This window comes from Actinocrinis sp. (genome assembly GCF_035938995.1).
Lineage (GTDB): Bacteria > Actinomycetota > Actinomycetes > Streptomycetales > Catenulisporaceae > DASZGI01.
Genome location: NZ_DASZGI010000168.1, coordinates 1 through 18435 on the forward strand (window position 1 = coordinate 1; position 18435 = coordinate 18435).

General features: G+C 68.5%; 14 protein-coding genes. 10 read left to right on the forward strand and 4 right to left on the reverse strand.

The window, feature by feature from the left end; all coding sequences use genetic code 11:
* Positions 1-295 precede the first annotated feature (295 nt).
* Positions 296-1285, forward strand: a complete 990-nt coding sequence (locus VGZ32_RS12285; protein ID WP_326886092.1) for a hypothetical protein — start codon at positions 296-298, stop codon at positions 1283-1285.
* Between the two features lie 170 nt (positions 1286-1455).
* Here VGZ32_RS12285 and VGZ32_RS12290 read toward each other — a convergent pair whose 3' ends face one another.
* Positions 1456-1908 (reverse strand): RpiB/LacA/LacB family sugar-phosphate isomerase, encoded by a 453-nt coding sequence (locus tag VGZ32_RS12290; protein WP_326886093.1) that lies wholly within the window; start codon positions 1906-1908, stop codon positions 1456-1458.
* A gap of 98 nt (positions 1909-2006) precedes the next feature.
* The gene (locus VGZ32_RS12295) at positions 2007-4937 is read right to left on the reverse strand and encodes an RICIN domain-containing protein (protein ID WP_326886094.1); all 2931 of its coding nucleotides are present in this window, start codon (positions 4935-4937) and stop codon (positions 2007-2009) included.
* A 357-nt stretch (positions 4938-5294) separates the two neighbouring features.
* Between VGZ32_RS12295 and VGZ32_RS12300 the strand changes: the two genes are divergently transcribed.
* Positions 5295-8639, forward strand: a complete 3345-nt coding sequence (locus tag VGZ32_RS12300; RefSeq protein ID WP_326886095.1) for a glycosyl hydrolase family 95 catalytic domain-containing protein — start codon at positions 5295-5297, stop codon at positions 8637-8639.
* Between the two features lie 115 nt (positions 8640-8754).
* Here the strand turns inward: VGZ32_RS12300 and VGZ32_RS12305 are convergent, their stop codons facing one another.
* Both VGZ32_RS12305 and VGZ32_RS12310 read right to left on the reverse strand, forming a co-directional pair.
* Positions 8755-9615 carry an NAD(+)/NADH kinase gene (locus tag VGZ32_RS12305; RefSeq protein ID WP_326886096.1) on the reverse strand — a complete coding sequence of 287 codons (861 nt, stop codon included), beginning with the start codon at positions 9613-9615 and terminating at the stop codon, positions 8755-8757.
* 192 nt (positions 9616-9807) lie between these two features.
* Positions 9808-10293: a hypothetical protein gene (locus VGZ32_RS12310; protein ID WP_326886097.1), complete on the reverse strand. Its 486-nt coding sequence runs from the start codon at positions 10291-10293 to the stop codon at positions 9808-9810.
* Positions 10294-10602: 309 nt separating this feature from the next.
* On the opposite strand from VGZ32_RS12310, the gene VGZ32_RS12315 reads away from it, so the two are divergent.
* The 8 genes from VGZ32_RS12315 to VGZ32_RS12350 form a co-directional block, all read left to right on the forward strand.
* Complete coding sequence (locus tag VGZ32_RS12315; RefSeq protein ID WP_326886098.1) at positions 10603-11631, forward strand: ABC transporter ATP-binding protein; 1029 nt, start codon at positions 10603-10605, stop codon at positions 11629-11631.
* A complete protein-coding gene (locus tag VGZ32_RS12320; protein ID WP_326886099.1) occupies positions 11628-12401 on the forward strand; it encodes an ABC transporter permease in 774 nt (257 codons plus the stop codon). Before VGZ32_RS12315 ends, VGZ32_RS12320 begins: the two co-directional genes overlap by 4 nt.
* A complete protein-coding gene (locus VGZ32_RS12325; protein WP_326886100.1) occupies positions 12401-13243 on the forward strand; it encodes an ABC transporter permease in 843 nt (280 codons plus the stop codon). The genes VGZ32_RS12320 and VGZ32_RS12325 overlap by 1 nt, the downstream gene beginning before the upstream one ends.
* A 7-nt stretch (positions 13244-13250) precedes the next feature.
* A complete protein-coding gene (locus tag VGZ32_RS12330) occupies positions 13251-14531 on the forward strand; it encodes an MCE family protein (protein ID WP_326886101.1) in 1281 nt (426 codons plus the stop codon).
* The gene (locus VGZ32_RS12335) at positions 14528-15565 is read left to right on the forward strand and encodes an MlaD family protein (RefSeq protein WP_326886102.1); all 1038 of its coding nucleotides are present in this window, start codon (positions 14528-14530) and stop codon (positions 15563-15565) included. The genes VGZ32_RS12330 and VGZ32_RS12335 overlap by 4 nt, the downstream gene beginning before the upstream one ends.
* A complete protein-coding gene (locus VGZ32_RS12340) occupies positions 15562-16545 on the forward strand; it encodes an MCE family protein (protein ID WP_326886103.1) in 984 nt (327 codons plus the stop codon). The genes VGZ32_RS12335 and VGZ32_RS12340 overlap by 4 nt, the downstream gene beginning before the upstream one ends.
* A complete protein-coding gene (locus tag VGZ32_RS12345) occupies positions 16542-17678 on the forward strand; it encodes an MCE family protein (RefSeq protein ID WP_326886104.1) in 1137 nt (378 codons plus the stop codon). The genes VGZ32_RS12340 and VGZ32_RS12345 overlap by 4 nt, the downstream gene beginning before the upstream one ends.
* Before the next feature lie 11 nt (positions 17679-17689).
* The coding region (locus VGZ32_RS12350; RefSeq protein ID WP_326886105.1) for an MCE family protein at positions 17690-18435 on the forward strand (746 nt) is incomplete at its 3' end.

Consider the following 18435-nt stretch of genomic DNA (forward strand, 5'->3'; position numbering starts at 1 on the left):
CGCGCGATGACGGAAATTGTTCGCACATGATGTCGAATTGCGTTGTTTGGGAGATCTTTTACTGCCTTTTGGCGGACATTCAGCCGGGATAGCGGTCCAATTCGTGTGGGTTGCATGCCGTTCGGGCCGGCACACGACTCATCGCGATCCGACGCTTCGGCGCCGGTTCCGATCCATGGCTGCATCCTGCGACAACCGCGCCGACGCGCTTTACCCACCACCCACAAGCGTCGGCGCCTACCCACAACGCGTCGGCAGTCCTGCCGCGCGGATCCACTCGCTAGGAGAGCACTTCATGTTCGAAAACGGAGGCTCGGGAGACCCCCGCGCCGCCAGGCGTGCCGCACGATCGCGCCGGATCGTGGCCGCCGCCTGCACCGTCGCACTGGTCGGTTTCGGTGCCGCCTACGCCGGCACCGCGGCCGCGACCGCCGCTGCCACCCCGTCCGCACAGTCCTCGGACGGTGGCACGGTCCACTACGTCTACAGCCACGGCCACCTCGTCAAGGTCGAGACCCACGGCCGGTTCGGCGTCGTCGCCCAGTCCGGCGCCAAGGCCAAGGCCGCCCACGCCCGCCCGCAGCAGAGCGGCGGGCTGATCTACAACGGCGGCCCGGTGGAGCACAACCCGACCGTCTACCTGGTCTTCTGGGGCAACCAGTGGGACAGCGACAGCAACGGCGTCGAGCAGTACATGCAGGGCTTCTTCGGCGGCCTCGGCCAGTCCGGTGACTCCTGGTCCACCATCACGACGCAGTACCCGGACAACAACGGCGCCCCGGCGTTCAACGGCTCCGTGCTCGGCGGCACCTGGGTCGACGACAGCGGCCCGGCCCCGGCCAACGCGCAGCAGTCCGACATAGCCGCCGAGGCTCAGGCCGGCGCGCAGCACTTCGGCGTCTCCGGCCCGGACGCCGACGTGTTCGTGGTCAGCCCGAGCGGCACCAGCCCGGACGGCTTCCCGAACTCAGGCTTCTGCGCCTGGCACGACTGGAACGGCACGACGGCCTACACCAACATGCCGTACGTGCTCGACGCGGGCTCCGGCTGCGGCGCGAACTCGGTGCAGAACCAGCTCGACGGCTTCAGCATCGTCGGCGGCCACGAGTACGCCGAGGCGATCACCGACCCCGAGCCGGCCAGCGGCTGGGTTGACGCCAGCGGCGAGGAGATCGGCGACCTGTGCGCCTGGCAGGGGCTCACCGCGATCAACCTGTCGACCGGCAGCTACGCCGTTCAGCCGCTGTGGAGCAACAACGCGGGTGGCTGCGTCACCTCCGGCTGACAGCTCTTCGACGTTGACGGAGCTTGAGCGCGGCTGATGGCTCTTCGGAGTTGACGCGCGTCTGCTGACCACGGATTGAGCCGCCGCGGCGCGGGGTTGCTGCCTCTGCGCCGCGGCGGTGCCGCATTCAGGACCTGGTCAGCGGGACGCTATGCCGGGCTACTGCCGGGCTACTCCCGCTCCAGGTCGGCGAGCTGCGCGATCGTGTCGGCTTCGGCCGGGTCCGCCGGAGTGTCGAAGAACGCGTCGATGATCTCCCGCACCAGCGTCTCGGTCGCCAGCCGGTAGCTCAGCACGAGAACGTTGGCGTCGTTCCAGCGGCGCGCGCCCCGGGCGGTCTCGGCGTCCACGCACAGTGCGCCACGCACGCCGGGCACCTTGTTCACCGCCATCGAGGCGCCCGTGCCGGTGTAGCAGAACAGCACTCCTGCGTCGGCCTTGCCCTCGGCGACCGCCTGGCCGACCTCCCGCGCCACTTGCACCCAGTCGGCTGGCTGTCCGGCGAGCGGTCCCACTGGCACGGCGTCGGTGCCCCGGGCGCGCAGATGCTCGACAGCGGCTTCGGTCGCTGGCGTCGCCTCATCACTGCCGACCACGATCCTGACCGCCTGCGGATCGGTCATCCCGCCAGCCTCCTTCTCCACCGCCGCTGCGCCCACCGTACGCCCGGAACACGGATCTGGCCCCGCACCGCGGCGGGGCCAGATCGCTCGTGCGCAGCTCAGGACTGCTGGACCAGCCGGAAGCCCTGGGCTCCAGTGCCGTTGCAGGTATAAACCTGCAGTTGAACGCCACTGGCCGTCGAGGAACCCGGCGTGTCCAGGCAAAGGCCGCTGTTGCGCGCCACGAAGGTGTAGTAGCCGTTGCTCCCGGCGACCGCCTGCCACTGCTGGTTCGTGCCGCCGCCGTACGACCAGGTCTGCACCTTCGTGCCCGGCGCCGTGGCCGACGGTCCGCCGGTCACGTCCCAGGCCTCGTTTTCCGCGGCCGCGTTGCGGTTCAGCACCTCGTAGTAGCCGCCGCCCAGCGACACGAACTGCCACTGCTGGTTGAGCGCGTCGCCGCAGGCCCACTGCTGGACCGCGGTGCCGTTGGCGGTACTGGAGTTGGCGTCGTTCACGCACGAGCCGCTGTTCTGGTTGACGACTTCGTACCAGGCCGACGAGTTGATGCCGCCGCCACTGCTGTTCGCCGCGAACGACAGGTAGTTGATGTTCCAACCGCCGGTGTCCTGGTCGAGCGTGAGCACCTGCTGGCCGGCCGGAAGGCTGACGGTGGCCGTGACTGTCGTCCAGTTCTGCCAGCCGCCGGTGGCCGGGATGTTCACCGCGCCGCTCAGATTCGTACCGGACGCGTCGGCCAGGTGCAGTGCTCCGGTTACCGCGGAGGGTGCGGCGAGTCGGAGGCTCACCGTGTATGTGCCCGCCGACGCCACGTTCACCGTGTAGCGGAACCACTGGCCGCCGCTCGTCCAGCCGAGGTCGTAGCCACCGCCGGTGTCCGTCGTAGTCTCGAGATCGACGCCGTCGGTGCGATAGCTGTTGCCGGTCCCGTTGACTGAGGAGACGTTGTACGCCACGCCCTGGCCGCCGGTGTCGTAGTTCTCTGCTTGCACGGTGCCCGGTATCGCCGCCGGCGTGCCGCCGTAAGGACCCTCGGGTGTCGTGCCGCCCTGCCAGCTGTTGTTGCTGACTGACGCCGTGAAGCCACCTGAGTTGTTGATGTACGGCTGCATTCCGGAGGCGAGGCCGGTGACGGAGTTGCCGGTGATCGTCGCAGAACCCGAAGGCGCCGGGTAGAAGGGCGGCGAGATCACGATCCCGTTGCGCCACGGCGAGTTGATCGTGTTGTTCTGCAGTTGCGTGTTCGTGGATGTGGAGAAGCCGACCGCGTCATACAGGGAATTGGCGATGGTGTTGCCGCTGACAGTTGCGTCGTTGACGACGCCGACGTTCTGGCCGTCGCCGCCGTTGCCGATCTGAAGCGCGGGCTGGCCCTGGTTGTAGGCGTTGCCGCCGGACCGGACGACCACGTTGCCTGACACGGTCGCCGAGGTCAGGTCGTTTCCGTTGACGCCGAAGCGGCCGACGCCCAGCCCGATGTAGCGGGCCGTGTCGCTGATGTAGTTGTTCTCTACCTGGTGGCCGCCGCCACCGTAGATCCCGATGCCCTTGCCGCCCCACGGCGCGATCAGGGTGTTGTTGGTCAACGTGATGTTCGACATCGGTGTGTAGTAGGTGTTCACGCCGTTGAAGGTGTTGTAGTTGACCGAGTTGATGGCCATCGCGTCGTCGCCGGTGCCGCGCACGAAGTTGTCGGTCGCGGTCAGGTTGTTGCCGACGCTGTTGCCGAGCGAGACGTTGTTCAGGTTGATCCCGTCCGCCCAGAGCGGGCCGAGTCGGCTGTTGCGCACGGTGCCGCCGGTGCCCGAGGCCCAGAAGCCTGATTCGGTGTGCTGGATCCACATGCTGTCGGCGGTCCAGTTGGTGCCGGTGGTGTCCATCGCGCCGCCGTCGCCGTCCACGGTGGCCCGGCTGGTGGCGTCGGAGTCGATGTGGAAGTTCTCGACGTGGCACGAGGTGACGCCGAAGACCGCGCCGAGGCCGACGTTGTTGGGCAGCGGCACGTCGCGGTAGATCTCGCTGTACCACATGCCGGCGCCCGCGATCGTGATGCCGTTGGCGTTCAGGCCCGCGGTGCCCTCCAGGTAGAACGTGCCCTGCGGGATCCAGAGGATCTTGCCCTGGGACTGCGCCTGGTTGATGCAGTTCTGGATCGCGCCGGTGCTGTCGGCCGCGTTGGGATCGCCGGCGCCGTTCGTCGGGTTGTCGTCCGCGACCGCGCCGCAGCTCGTGATCGAGATCGAATTCGCCGGCTGGGCGATCGGCGCCGGCGGATTCTCCACGTCGATGACGTCGACGTCGTAGTACGACTGGTTGTTCGCCGCGTCCTTCACGATCGAGAACGTGCTGCCCGGGGCGATCGGTGTGCCGGTGACGAAGGCGTGCGCCTCGTCCCAGAAGACGCGCGGGTCTCCGTCGGCCGGGTTCTGGTCGTTGCCGTTGTAGTTGTTGTTGCCCTCGTAGAGCCAGGTCTGCAGCGAGTTGACGTTGAGCGCCTGGCGGAACGTGCCGTTGACGTAAAGGTCGAGCGTCGAAGCCGTGCCTCCGCCGCCCGGCGTATCAGGCATGCTGTAGCGCAGGTTGACGAACGAGATCGGCTGGCTGGTGTTGTTCGTCCACTGCACCGACTGGCCGGTGCCCGCGAGGTGGACGTATGAGTGGCCTGATGCTTCGAGGGCGGCGCTCGAGTACTGAGTCGTCGGCGGGGAGGTCAGCGACACGACGGAGGCGCCGCCGCCGAGCGTTCCCGCTTCCGCCTCGTAGCTGGTGAACGGCGTCGTCGCGCCTGCGTTGCCCGCGGCGGCCGCGGCCGTGTGGTTCGGCGGCGCGGCGGTCGCCGTGTAGCTGTAAGAGGCCCAGACCAGGCCGGAAATCGCCGCGGCGGCGACCACGAGCGTTCGGCGCCTAAGGCGGGGGCGGGAGTTCGGGCCTTTGCGCAGGCTGCGCATCGGATGCTCCTCATAGGGATCGATCGGGAGGGCCGCCGGGCAGGTCGGATCGGCGGCCGGTGTCAGGGGCCCGCTGTCCACGAGAGCCCTCAACGCCGCGGAGCGCCGCGCGGCGTGACCGGGGGTGGGGTCGCGACGGCCGGGTGGGGTCCGGCAGGCGTCGGTCGGCCCGCGCCGGAGCCAGGGTCACGGTACAGAGAGGCCCGCGGCTGCGCAATATTTCATTCACAACGAGGAAATTTTGAACTTCTCTTTGCAAAGACAAGTGGCCTGCGCGATCTCTCTGAAGAGAGATCCTACGAATGGAAGTCGATCTTCGGAGTTTGTGCCGGAGCAGCACGGATGTCTAGACGGAGCCGGGTGAGTGCGCTAGAACACGTCCGATGTGTCGGCGCACCATCGAATTAACACGACGAAACGATGGCGTCAGGAGAACCCATGTCCGTTCGCTCCGTGCCGCGGCGCTTTTTGGCCGCGGCCGCCGCCTTCTCGCTCGCCCCGCCCCTCGCCTTCGCGGTCATCGGCCTCGCCCACCCGGCCGCCGCCGCGACCGTGACCACCGCCTGGCAGAGCGGGTCGTTCTCGGAGAACACCGGCGGCGTGGTCTCCCGCTCCGACATCGTGCTCGGCAGCCCGAACACGACGGACAGCCAGTCGCTGCCGCTGGGCAACGGTTCGCTGGGCGTGGCCGCGTGGGCGGCCAACGGCTTCACCGCGCAGCTCAACCGCAGCGACACCATGCCGTACCGGCTCTCCCCGGGGCAGATCGACATCCCCGGCCTGTCCGCGATGACTTCGGCCTCGAACTTCAGCGGCTATCTGGACCTTTACAACGGGGTGCTCAACGAATCCGGCGGCGGCATGACGCTTCAGGCGTGGGTCCCGGCCGGCAAGGATGAGCTGGTCGTCAACGTGACCGGCGCCAACCCGGGCACGCGGGAGACCGCGACGTTGAACCTGTGGAGCGGCCGCTCCCCGTCGACCGCGGCGTCCGGCGCCATCGCCAGCTTCGCGCAGACCTGGGTGGACAACTCGCAGACCGGATTCTCCAACCAGACCTTCGGCGCGATGGCCGCGATCACCGCGGGCGGGCAGAGCGTGTCAGCGTCCGTGGTCAACTCCACGCAGGTGCAGGTCGCCTTCAACCCGAACAGCGACGGCTCGTTCCGGGTGGTCGTCGCCTCGCCGCAGTGGACCGGCGGCGATCCCACGTCCACCGCGTCGAACCTGATCGGCGGCGACACGACCGCGAGCACGTCCTCGCTGCTGTCGACGCAGTCCTCGTGGTGGAACAACTACTGGGCCGCCAGCGGTCTGATCGAGGCGAACTCCTCCGACGGCACGGCGCAGTACATGGAGAACCTGCGCACGCTGTACCTCTATGACGAGGCCGCGAGCATGAAGTCCGGCGCCCTGCCGGGCAGCCAGGCCGGTGCGGCGGACATGTTCAACTGGAACCAGGACCACATCGACTGGTACCCGGCCGGATACTGGCTGTGGAACCTGCGCGGACAGATCGCCGCGAACCTCAGCTCGGGCAACTTCAACCTGAACACGCCGATCTTCGACATGTACCTCAACGATCTGTCGAACGTCGAGTCGTGGACGAACGCGCAGATGGGCGGCAAGCCGGGCGCGTGCATCCCGGAGACTATGCGGTTCAACGGCAACGGCTACTACAACGGCGGCGGCAACAACGGCAACGCCTCCTGCGCCACCGCCTCCAGCCCGAGCTACAACGCGCTGAACGTCGTCAGCGGAGCCGAGATCGCGCTGTGGATCTGGCAGCAGTACCACGACACCGGCAACATCAGCTTCCTGCAGAAGTACTACCCGATCCTGCAGCAGACCTCGACCTTCCTGCTCAACTACCAAAGCGTGGGCTCCGACGGCTTCCTGCACGCGGTGGCCAACGCGCACGAAACGCAGTGGGCCGTGCAGGACCCGACCGACGACCTGGTCGCCGACCAGGCCCTCTTCACCGCCACGGTCAACGCGGCGACCCTGCTGAACACCGACTCCGGGCTGGTCTCGCAGCTGCGCACCGCGCTGAACCAGATCGAGCCGTTGCCGCGCGTCAACCAGTCGAACCTGACCCAGCTGCTCAACTCGCAGCCGACCTCGGCGCCCGCGGCGGCGGGCATCGACGCTCAGGGCGCTGACGCGATCGGCATGTCGTACCAGCCGAGCGCGGCCACGCACAACGGCGAGAACATCGGCCTGGAAGCGGTCTGGCCGTACGGCGTGATCGGCGACAACACCGTGGTGAACGGCGACAACCTCACCGCCCTGGCCGACCGCACCTACAACACCCGGCCGAACGTCACCAACCCGGACTGGAACTTCGACGCGGTCCAGGCCGCCCGGCTCGACATGGGCAGCCAGGTCGCCTCGGACCTGACCACCGTCACCGAGAACTACCAGGCGTACATCAGCGGTCTGGCGAACCTCTTCAACGGCAGCGTCGGCACCAACTCGTACATCGAGCAGCAGTCCACCGTCGCCACCGCGCTCGACGAGGCCCTCGCCACCCAGTACGACGGCACGCTGCGCTTCGCCCCGGCCTGGCCGTCCGGCTGGGACGTCTCAGGCACCGTATACGTGCAGGGCGGCACGAAGGTGGACGTCCAGGTCGAAGGCGGCACCCTCGCCACCGCAGCGATCCAGGCCGGCTCGAGCAGCACCATCACGGTGAAGAACCCGTGGCCGGGCCAGCAGGCTCAGGTCGTCAACGGTTCGACCGGGGCGGTGGTCGTCTCGCCGACCACCGCGTCCACGTTCAGCCTGTCGATGAGCGCCGGCACCTCGTACCTGGTCGAGCAGCCCTCGAATCCGACCACCTCGCTGCCCTTCGCGCAGGTCACCGGCACGCAGGCGACCAGCTACAAGACCCTCGGCGGGAAGGTGCAGATCGGCCTGCCCGGCAACAGCGTCTCCACCAGCTACCCGAACCTGGCCGCCTCGTTCAACGACATCGGCATCACCGCGGACAACAACACCAACCCCGGCAACTACGACGGCGGAGGCGCGAGCTTCTCGGAGACCGCGGTGACCAACGCCGGCGCCGGCCCGGGCGCGTCGATCAACACCGACGGCGTGACATTCACGTTCCCCAACGTGGCGGGGAGCACCAACGACAACACCGTCGCGCAGGGCCAGAAGATCACCCAGTCCGGCACCGGCACCCTCGGGTTCCTGGTCTCGGCCAGCTACGGTCCCGCCACAGGTAGCGGCACGCTGACTTACACCGACGGCAGCACCCAGTCCTACACGCTCAACGTCCCGGACTGGTGGTCGACCACGGCGCCGTCCGGCGGGACAGTGGCCGTCAACTCCACCTATCAGAACCGCGCGAACAACACCACCTTCAGCCACACCGGCGACATCTTCGCCGAGACAGTGGCGCTCACCTCAGGCAAGACGCTCGCCTCAGTGACCCTGCCATCCGGTGGAGCGCTGGCGGCCGGCACCGCGGCGATCCACGTCTTCGCCCTCGCGACGACCGGGTCGGCCAACTCCAGCTCCGTGGTCAGCTTCCGCGCCCACGCCAACGGCGACATCGTGACGGCGGACAACGCGGGTTCGTCTCCGCTGATCGCGAATCGGACGGCGATCGGAACGTGGGAGGAGTTCGATCTGATCAACAATCCGGACGGCAGTATCAGCCTGCGCGCGCATGCCAATGGCGACATCGTGACGGCGGACAATGCGGGTTCGTCTCCGCTGATCGCGAATCGGACGGCGATCGGTCCGTGGGAGGAGTTCGACCTCATCCACGACTGACCGCTGCACCACCGACCAACCGAATGCGTTGGGCGGCCCGCTCCGGGGGATAGGAGCGGGCCGCCCGCGCCCTTGTGGGGCCGACGCGTTGCGGCGATTCTCGTAACCGGTCCGGTCAGGTGGGCTCCGCCGAGCCGGTCAGCCGGAGCTTGCGCTGTGCGCGCTGGTAGAAGGTCGTCTGGCCGAGCCGCACCACGCGCGCCGCCGCCGGCAGCATCGTCACCTCGACCGTGTCACCGGGCCGGACGCGGCCTACCAGGCGGCCGTCGGCCTCGACCCCGAGTTCGCCGCTGCGCGGAAGGATCTCCAGCGACAGTCTTTCCGCGCTGGAGAGGAAGATCGACCGGTTGAACGCCGAATGCGGCGCGACCGGCGTGACGAGCAGGCCCTCGGCGTTCGGGGAGACGATCGGTCCGCCCGCCGAGAAGCTGTATGCGGTGGAGCCGGTCGGGGTGGCGATGACTACGGCGTCGGCCGTGTACCGCACGAACGGCTGCTGCTCGACCATCACCCCGACCGACGCCGTGCTGTGCCCGGGGGAGCGGATGAGGACGATGTCGTTGAGCGCCGTCTCCTCCTGATCGCCGAAGCGGACCTGGACGCCGGAGCGGGCCTCCACGGTGTAGCGGTGCTGGTCGATGGCGTCGAGCGCGGCGTGCAGGTCGGGCACGTCGATCTCGGCGAGGAACCCCAGCCGTCCCACGTTGACCCCGAGCACCGGTGCGCGGCTTCCCACCGAGAGCCGCATCGCGCGCAGCATGGTGCCGTCACCGCCCAGGCTGACCAGCAGGTCGGCGGAGGCGGTCATCTCCTCGGCCTGGACCGGCATGGCCTCGCAGCCGATCCGCGTCACCTCGGACTCGAGGCCCAGCACCTTCGCTCCCCGGGCCCGGCTCCATGTCACGACGGCCTCCACGGTGAGCGCCGGGGTGCGCTCGGGATGGAGCACCAAGCCCACCGCGCTGATCATTCCCATCCGGAGCACCTCTTGTCGGTCGATCGGCGTGTCCCTCCAAGTCACGCACAACCGGCAACCGCGTACAAGACAGCAGTGCCGGACGCGGAAGTCGCACAGGCCGCCGCCCGGCTCGAGGAGCGGTACCCGACGAAAAGGCCCCTCGCCATCCGTCCTGGCGAGGGGCCCCGGTCGATTCCGGCGCGGCGGCCGCTACTGGAGCGTGAGCTTGAACGCCCGAGCACCCGCCTGCCAGGTCGCCCGCAGGTCGTCCGGATTCGGCGTGCCGTCCTTGTCCAACCGGACCTTGTTGAAGTTGGCGAAGTTCTTGTTGTCCCGGCACATGACGTCGTAGATCGCGACGACGCCGACCTCGTCCGTGAATGCCTCGACGTCCGCGGTGCGCCGCTTGCCCTTGTACGTCACTTCCAGCGGCTCGCCGGTGTGCAGGTTCTTTCCCCAGCCGAACGGCGTGCCGATCAGGAGCACGCCCTCCTGGCGGGTGTAAGCGACCGGAATCGTGTAGTGCCGACCCGACTTGCGGCCTACTACGTGCAGCGTGATCAGGTACTTGCCGATGCCCTTGGAGATGCCCGGCGTGCTCAGCATCCCCCGCGTGATGAAGTTGACGACACCCTGTAGCGCCATCGTCTGCGCTCGCGGCCCTTGAGCCGGTGCGGAAGAGGTCTCGGAGCTCATGCCTCGACGCTAGACCCGGCCTTTACCCAGGGCAACGTCAACGGGTTTTTCCTCGCGAATCCCCAGTGAGCGCACAGCCAGGTCACAGGGACGACCACGAACTCATGTACGACCTATCTGATTGTCGTGTTATGTGTGGTTGCTGTTGCCTGCGTTAGCTACGTTCGGGTAACAATCGGCCCGCTTTCACTCTTTCGAGCGACAGTTTCGACTGGCCCCGATCCGGCGACCCGCCTAGTCTCACCAGCCTGTGCGCGCTGACGACGCTCCGGCGCGCGCGTTCAGACATTGATGCGGAGGGTCTGCCGCGTGGGAGTCGAGATCCGGGTCGAGGGCCTGACCAAATCGTTCGGCAGCCAGACGGTCTGGCGGGACGTCTCGTTGACGCTGCCCGCCAGTGAGATCTCGGTGATGCTCGGCCCTTCGGGCACCGGCAAGTCGGTCTTCCTCAAGACCTTGGTCGGGCTGCTGCGGCCGGACCGCGGCTCGGTCTGGATCGAGGGCCGCGACGTGGCACAGCTGCGCGGCCACGAACTGTACGAGGTGCGCAAGCTGTTCGGGGTGCTGTTCCAGGACGGCGCGCTGTTCGGCTCGATGAACCTGTACGACAACATCGCGTTCCCGCTGCGCGAGCACACCAAGCGCGGCGAGGGCGAGATCCGCCGGACCGTCATGGAGAAGATGGAGATGGTCGGCCTGCTCGGCGCGGAGGACAAGCTGCCGGGCCAGATCTCCGGCGGCATGCGCAAGCGGGCCGGGCTGGCCCGCGCGCTGGTCCTCGACCCGCAGATCATCCTGTTCGACGAGCCGGACTCCGGGCTCGACCCGGTCCGCGTCGCCTATCTCAACCAGCTGATCGTCGACCTTAACGCGCAGATCGACGCGACCTTCCTGATCGTGACGCACGACATCGCCTCCGCGCGGGTCGTGCCGGACAACATCGGCCTGCTCTTCCGCCGCGAACTGGTGATGTTCGGCCCGCGCGAGGAGCTGTTCGCCAGCACGGAGCCGGTGGTGCGCCAGTTCCTGGGCGGCCGGATGCAGGGTCCGATCGGCATGGCGGAGGAGAAGGACGCCGCGCTGGTCGAGCAGGAACTCGCCGAGCTCGGGGAGGGGCGGCACGCGCCCCCGGACACGTCCGGGCCGGCGTCGGCGGCGACCTCGCGGCTGCTGCCGGGGCCCGGCGTGCCGCTCTCGCCGCGGTGGCAGGCCATCGCCGAGCGCGCCGGGGCCGGGCCGTGGGCCCCGACGGGGTCTTCGGCAGAGCCCGGATCGGCCGCCGGCTCGTCGGGGTCCGGGTCCGGGGGAGCGTCGCGATTCGTGGGGCGGGACCTATGACGTACTCCCCGGTCACCCCGCTGCGCGAGTCCGGCAAGATGTTCGCGCTCGCCCTCGACGTCGTGCGCGTCCTGCCCAAGCGGCCGGTGCAGTGGCGCGAGTTCATCCAGCAGGCCTGGTTCATCGCCAGCGTCACCATCCTGCCGACCGCCCTGGTCTCCATCCCCTTCGGTGCCGTGGTCGCGCTGCAGTTCGGGAACCTGGCCGACCAGCTCGGCGCGCAGTCGTTCACCGGCGGCGCCTCCGTGCTCGCGGTGCTGCGCGAGGCCTCGCCGCTGGTCACCGCGCTGCTGATCGCCGGGGCCGGCGGCTCGGCGATCTGCGCGGACCTCGGCGCCCGCAAGATCCGCGAAGAGATCGACGCGATGGAAGTGCTCGGCATCGACCCGGTGCACCGGCTGGTGGTGCCCCGGGTGCTGGCCGCGATGCTCGTCTCCGTCCTGCTCAACGGGTTGGTCTCGGTCGTCGGCGTGGCCGGGGGCTACTTCTTCAACGTGGTCGTACAGCACGGCACCCCCGGCGCCTACCTGGCCTCGTTCACCGCCCTGGCGCAGCTGCCCGACCTCTACGCGGCCGAGATCAAAGCCCTGGTGTTCGGGGCCATTGCCGCGATCGTCGCCTGCTATAAGGGCCTGAACGCCTCAGGCGGGCCGAAGGGCGTCGGCGAGGCGGTCAACCACTGCGTGGTGATCACCTTCCTGCTGCTGTTCTTCACCAACTTCGTGATGACCGCCGTCTACTTCCAGATCGTCCCGGCGAAGGGGTCGTGATGGCGCTTACCGACCGCCTCTCCCGCAACGCCGCCGTGCGCGCCCCGCTGGGCGCCCTGGACGAGCTCGGCCGCCAGCTGCACTTCTACGCCAGATCGCTAAGCTGGGCCGGGCGCACGCTGCGCAGGTACCGCGGCGAGGTGCTGCGGCTGCTGGCCGAGGTCAGCCTCGGCACCGGCGCGCTCGCCGTCATCGGCGGCACCGTCGGCGTCATCGGGGTGCTGACGTTCTTCACCGGCACCGAGGTGGGCCTGCAGGGCTACGCGGCGCTCAACCAGTTGGGAACGTCGAACTTCGCAGCCTTCCTCGCCGCCTACTTCAACACCCGCGAGGTCGCTCCGCTCGTCTCCGCGCTCGCCCTCTCCGCCACCGTCGGCTGCGGATTCACCGCCCAGCTCGGCGCCATGCGGATCAACGAGGAGGTCGACGCGCTCGAGGTGATGGGCGTGCCGTCGCTGCCCTTCCTGGTCACCACCCGCATGATCGCCGGGTTCATCGCGGTCATCCCGCTGTACGTGGTCGGCCTGCTGTCGTCCTACGTCGCGGCGCGCTTCATCACGACGTCCTACTACGGTCAGTCGACCGGCACCTACGACCACTACTTCCACCAGTACCTACCGCCCGACGACGTGCTGTGGTCCTTCGGCAAGGCGATCATCTTCGCGATCGTGGTCATCCTCGTGCACTGCTACTACGGCTACCACGCCAAGGGCGGCCCGGCCGGCGTTGGTATCGCGGTCGGCCGCGCGGTGCGCACCGCGATCGTCGCGGTGAACATCATCGACTTCTTCCTCAGCCTGGCGATCTGGGGATCCACCACGACCGTCCGCATCACCGGGTGACCCGCCGATGCCCGCCACTGTTCCCGCATCCGAGCGTCCGATCGCGCTGCGCCTCTACGGCATCGCCTTCATCATCATCCTCGCCCTGCTCGCGGGCCTGACCATCGCGATCTACCAGCACGCCTTCACCCCCGTCGTGCAGGTCGAGCTGAAGGCCGACTCGGTCGGCGACCAGCTCCAACCGTCCGCCGACGTCAAGCTGCGCGGCCTGATCGTCGGGCAGGTGCGGGGGCTCAGCTCCAACGGCACCGTGGCCACGGTCGACCTCGCCCTCAACCCGGACGACGTCAGCTTCATCCCGGCCAACGTCAACGCGCAGCTGCTGCCCACGACGCTGTTCGGTGACACGTACGTGGACCTGGTGGTCCCGCCGGGGCCGCCCGCACGCGCGATCCAAGCCGGCGACGTCATCCCGCAGGACCATTCCGCGGCCGGCATCGAGGTCCAGCGGGTGCTCGGCGACCTGCTGCCGCTGCTGCGCACGATCCAGCCGGGCAAGCTCAACGCGACCCTCGCCGCGTTCGCCGACGCACTGGAGGGCCGCGGCAACGAGCTCGGCGCGAACCTCGTCCGCGTCGACCAATACGTCTCGAAACTCAACCCATTGCTGCCCACCGTCCAGGCCGACCTGCGCGACCTGGCGCAGACCACGCAGGTGTTCAACGCCGCCGCCCCCGATCTGCTCTCGGTGCTCAAGAACTTCACCGTCACCAGCCAGACCATCGTGGCCAAAGCCGATCAGCTGGTCGCGTTCCTGACCGGGACCCAGTCCTTCGCGAACACCGCGACAGGCGTCCTGAACGACGACGGGCAGCGGATCATCACCCTGGCCCAGGTCTCCGCGCCGACGATCGCCCTGCTCGACCGCTACTCGCCCGAGTACCCCTGCCTGCTGAACGGCCTCGCCCGGCAGGAGCCGCGCCTCCAGCAGGTCTTCGCCGGCGGGGAGCTGCACATCACCCTGGAGGTCGTGGTGCCGAGGGCGCCGTACCACCCCGGCGAGGAGCCCCAGTACGCGGACCATTCCGGACCGAACTGCCGCGGTCTGCCCGACCCGGCCATCCCGGCTCCCCCCGTCAAGCTGGACGACGGCACCTCAGGCAACGGCCAGGGCCTCCTGGGCGCCATCCTGCCGAGCAGCACCGACCTGGCCGGGACCAGGCCCGAGCAGCAGGTCGTGGACGCGATCCTGGCCCCCGTCATGGGCGTCCCGGCCGATCAGGTGCCCCCGGTGGCCACGCTGCTGTTCGGTCCGCTGGCCCGCGGAACGGCGGTGAGCGTGTCATGACCGCCTCGCCCTCCCGCGCCGTCGTCGGCCCCCTGGTCAAATTCGGGATCTTCGCGACGGTCACCGTGCTGGCCACGATGGTGCTCGCGGCGACCATCGGCAACATCTCGTTCTCCTCGACCAACAGCTACCGCGCGGTGTTCACCGACGTGACCGGCGTGGTGACCGGCGACGACGTGCGCATCGCCGGAGTGAAGGTCGGCACCGTCACCGGCATCGCGATCAAGAACCGCACCGAGGCCGAGCTCACCTTCACCGTCTCGCCCGACCGCACGCTCTACACCAGCACCCACGCCGAGATCCGCTGGCGCGACCTGGTCGGCGAGCGGTACCTGGCCTTGGTCGACGGCGCCGGCGACGAGACCCGGCTGGCACCCGGCGGCGAGATCCCGCTCTCGCAGACCGAGCCCGCGCTCGACCTGACCGTCCTGTTCCAGGGCTTCAAGCCGCTGTTCGCCGCGCTGAGCCCGAACGACGTGAACCAGCTCGCCATGGAGCTCATCCAGACCCTTCAGGGCGAGGGCGGCACCATCGACGGCCTGCTCGCCGACACCGCCTCGCTCACCTCCGCGCTCGCCGACCGCGACCAGCTGATCGGGTCCGTCATCGACAACCTCAACGGCGTGCTGACCGCGCTCGACCAGCACGATGACCGGTTCGGCGAACTGCTCGACCAGCTCCAGCGGCTGGTCTCCGGCCTGTCCTCGGACCGCGACGCGATCGGCTCGTCCCTCGGCAACATCAATGCCCTGGCAGCCGCGACCTCGGGCCTGCTCGACCAGAGCCGCCCGGCGCTGTCCTCCGATATCTCCGGGCTGTCCACGCTCGCCGGAACCCTGCAGAGCAACAGCAAGACCGTCAACAACGTCCTGAACGAGCTGCCCGGAAAGCTCGCCGCGGTCACCTCCGTCGCCGACTACGGATCCTGGTTCAACTTCTTCCTCTGCGACTTCGACGGCAAGATCGTGCTGCCGGTCACCGGGCAGACCGTCACCCCGGACTTCCACGCGGCCCAGGCGAGGTGCGGCGGATGACCCCGTTCCGGGACCGCAATCCGGTCGTCCTCGGCGTGATCGCCCTGACGCTGGTCGCCGCGCTGCTGTGGGCCGCATTCAACGTGGACCAGCTGCCGTTCATCGGCGGCGGCACCACCTACGCGGCGGCCTTCAGCGAGGCCGGCGGCCTCAAACCGGGCGACGAGGTGCGCATCGCGGGGGTCTCGGTCGGCAAGGTCACCGGCGTCGGACTCGAAGGCGACCACGTGCGGGTCACCTTCGAGATCACCAGCAGTCCGCAGTTCGGCGTGGACACCGGCGCGTCCATCCGGATCAAGACGGTCCTCGGCCAGAAATACCTCTCACTCGAGCCGAGCGGACCCGGACAGCTCAACGCCGGGACGGAGATCCCGATCAGCCGCACCGTCTCCGCGTACGACGTGGTGCAGGCGTTCAGCGATCTGACCACGAACGTCCAGCAGATCGACACGACCCAGCTGGCCACCGCGCTGAACACGATCTCGTCCGACTTCCAGAACTCGCCGGCCGACGTCAAGGCCTCCCTCGACGGACTCTCCCGGCTGTCGCAGACCATTTCGTCGCGCGACGCCGCCCTCGGCCAGCTGCTGGTCCACGCGGACAGCGTCAGCGCGGTGCTCTCCGACCGCTCGGAGCAGCTGACCACCCTGATCGACGACGGCAACCTGCTGCTCCAGGAGATCGAGGCGCGCCGCGAGGTGATCCACGAGCTGCTGGTGAACACCTCGGCCCTCGCACTCCAGCTCTCCGGCCTGGTCGCCGACGACAAGGCGAAGATCGGCCCCGCCCTGGACCATCTGCACGCCGTGCTCGCCGTGCTCCAGGCCAACCAGAGCAACCTCGACCAGATCGTGAAGAACCTGGCCCCGTTCGTGACGGTCTTCGCGAACAACCTCGGCAACGGACGCTGGTTCGACACCTACATCCAGAACCTGGCGCTGACGCTCCCGCCCTCGGTACGCACAGGAGGTGCACAGTGACGGTGACCAAGCGCCGCATCATCCTCGCCGCCGTCCTGGCACTGGCCCTGACCGGCGGACTGCTGTACGTCTTCTGGCCTTCGCCCGCCGTGGTGAACGTCACCGCGTACTTCACCCGCACCGTGGGCGTATATCCGGGCTCTGACGTCGAGATCCTGGGAGTCCGGGTCGGAACGGTCACCAGCGTCACGCCGCAGGGCGACCAGGTCCGGGTCGGCCTCCAGTACGACGCGGGCTACAAGGTCCCGGCCAACGCGCAGGCGGCGATCATCAGCTCATCAGTGGTCAGCGACCGCTACGTACAGTTGCTGCCGGTCTACGAGAGCGGCCCCGCGATGAAATCCGGCGCGGTGATCCCGATCAACCGCACCGCCGTCCCGGTCGAGCTCGACACCACCCTCAGTAGTCTCAATACCCTGGCGGTCGCGCTGGGGCCGCAGGGTGCGAACTCGAACGGCGCGCTCTCCCAGCTGCTCGGGGTGACCGCCGCCAACCTGAACGGCGAGGGCTCGACTCTGCACCAGACGGTTCAGGATCTCTCCCAGGCCGCCACCACGCTTTCCGACAACCGGCAAGACCTGTTCGGCACGGTGGACAACCTGCAGAACTTCACCGCCGCGCTCGCCGCCGACGACGCGCAGGTGCGCGACTTCGAGTCGAATCTGGCCGACGTGTCCGCGCAACTGGCCGCGGAACGTCAGGACCTGGCCGCCGCGTTGAAGAACCTCGCCTCAGCCCTCGGCGACGTCTCCTCCTTCGTCCAGGACAACAAGACCGAGCTCACCTCGGATGTCGGCGGCCTCAAAAACGTGACCGGCGTCCTGGTCAAGGAGCAGGCCGCGCTGGCCGAGTTCCTCAACGTCGCCCCGGACACCCTGAGCAACCTCGCCGACGCCTACAACCCGACCGCCGGAACGCTGGACAGCCGCATCAACGCCCAGCAGTTGCAGGACCCCGCGCTGTTCCTCTGCTCCCTGCTCGACTCCGTCGGCCCGACCGTCGACTGCACCGGCCTCCAGCAACTGTTCAGCGCGCTGCCGCCGCTGCCGTCTGCGAACCCTGTCACCGGCGCCGTGAGCCAATCCGGCACCGTGGACAAGACGCTCGGCGGAATCCTCGGAGGCGTCCTGTGAGCCTCCGCCGGATGCCATCCGCCCTGAAGTTCCTCGCCGCCGCCGCGACAATCGCGCTGTCCCTCAGCGGTTGCCAATTCGGCGGCCTCGCGAGCCTGCCGCTCCCCGGCGCTCCAGCCCAGGGCGGCAACGTCTACCACGTCACCGTCGATTTCGCGGACGTCCTCGACCTCGTCCCGGAGTCGGCGGTGAAAGTCAACGACGTCACCGTCGGCGCGGTCGAGAGCATCGACCTCGAGGGCTGGCACGCCGCCGTGCACGTGCGCATCGAAGATGACGTACACCTACCGGAGAACGCCGTCGCGGACATCAAGCAGACGAGCCTGCTCGGCGAGAAGTACGTCGCGCTGTCAGCCCCCACCGACGCGCCGGCCAGCGGGACTCTCCGCGACGGCTCGGTCATCCCGCTGTCCCGCACCGGCACGAACCCCGAGGTCGAAGAAGTCCTCTCAGCCCTCTCCGCGCTGCTCAACGGCGGCGGCGTGGCGCAACTGCACACCATCACCGTGGAGCTGAACAACGCGCTGGGCGGCCGGGAACAGAACCTGCGTGATTTCCTCTCCCAGCTCACTACGTTCGTCGGCGGGCTGAATCAGCAGCGCGACGACATCATCCAGGCCCTGGACGGCATCAACAAACTCTCCGCGACGCTCAACGATCAGCACACTGTCATCAGCGACGCCGTCAACCAGTTCCCCGCGGCGCTCTCGACGCTCGCCGACGACCGCACGATGCTCACCAATCTGCTGACCTCGCT

What these genes read in the sequence shown, in the direction of transcription:
- VGZ32_RS12335 (WP_326886102.1), top strand. Translation starts at nt 14,528, where the DNA reads ATGACCGCCTCGCCCTCCCGCGCCGTCGTCGGCCCCCTGGTCAAATTC.
- VGZ32_RS12320 (WP_326886099.1), top strand. Translation starts at nt 11,628, where the DNA reads ATGACGTACTCCCCGGTCACCCCGCTGCGCGAGTCCGGCAAGATGTTC.
- VGZ32_RS12305 (WP_326886096.1), bottom strand. Translation starts at nt 9,615, where the DNA reads ATGGGAATGATCAGCGCGGTGGGCTTGGTGCTCCATCCCGAGCGCACC.
- VGZ32_RS12285 (WP_326886092.1), top strand. Translation starts at nt 296, where the DNA reads ATGTTCGAAAACGGAGGCTCGGGAGACCCCCGCGCCGCCAGGCGTGCC.
- VGZ32_RS12330 (WP_326886101.1), top strand. Translation starts at nt 13,251, where the DNA reads ATGCCCGCCACTGTTCCCGCATCCGAGCGTCCGATCGCGCTGCGCCTC.
- VGZ32_RS12340 (WP_326886103.1), top strand. Translation starts at nt 15,562, where the DNA reads ATGACCCCGTTCCGGGACCGCAATCCGGTCGTCCTCGGCGTGATCGCC.
- VGZ32_RS12325 (WP_326886100.1), top strand. Translation starts at nt 12,401, where the DNA reads ATGGCGCTTACCGACCGCCTCTCCCGCAACGCCGCCGTGCGCGCCCCG.
- VGZ32_RS12290 (WP_326886093.1), bottom strand. Translation starts at nt 1,908, where the DNA reads ATGACCGATCCGCAGGCGGTCAGGATCGTGGTCGGCAGTGATGAGGCG.
- VGZ32_RS12300 (WP_326886095.1), top strand. Translation starts at nt 5,295, where the DNA reads ATGTCCGTTCGCTCCGTGCCGCGGCGCTTTTTGGCCGCGGCCGCCGCC.
- VGZ32_RS12310 (WP_326886097.1), bottom strand. Translation starts at nt 10,293, where the DNA reads ATGAGCTCCGAGACCTCTTCCGCACCGGCTCAAGGGCCGCGAGCGCAG.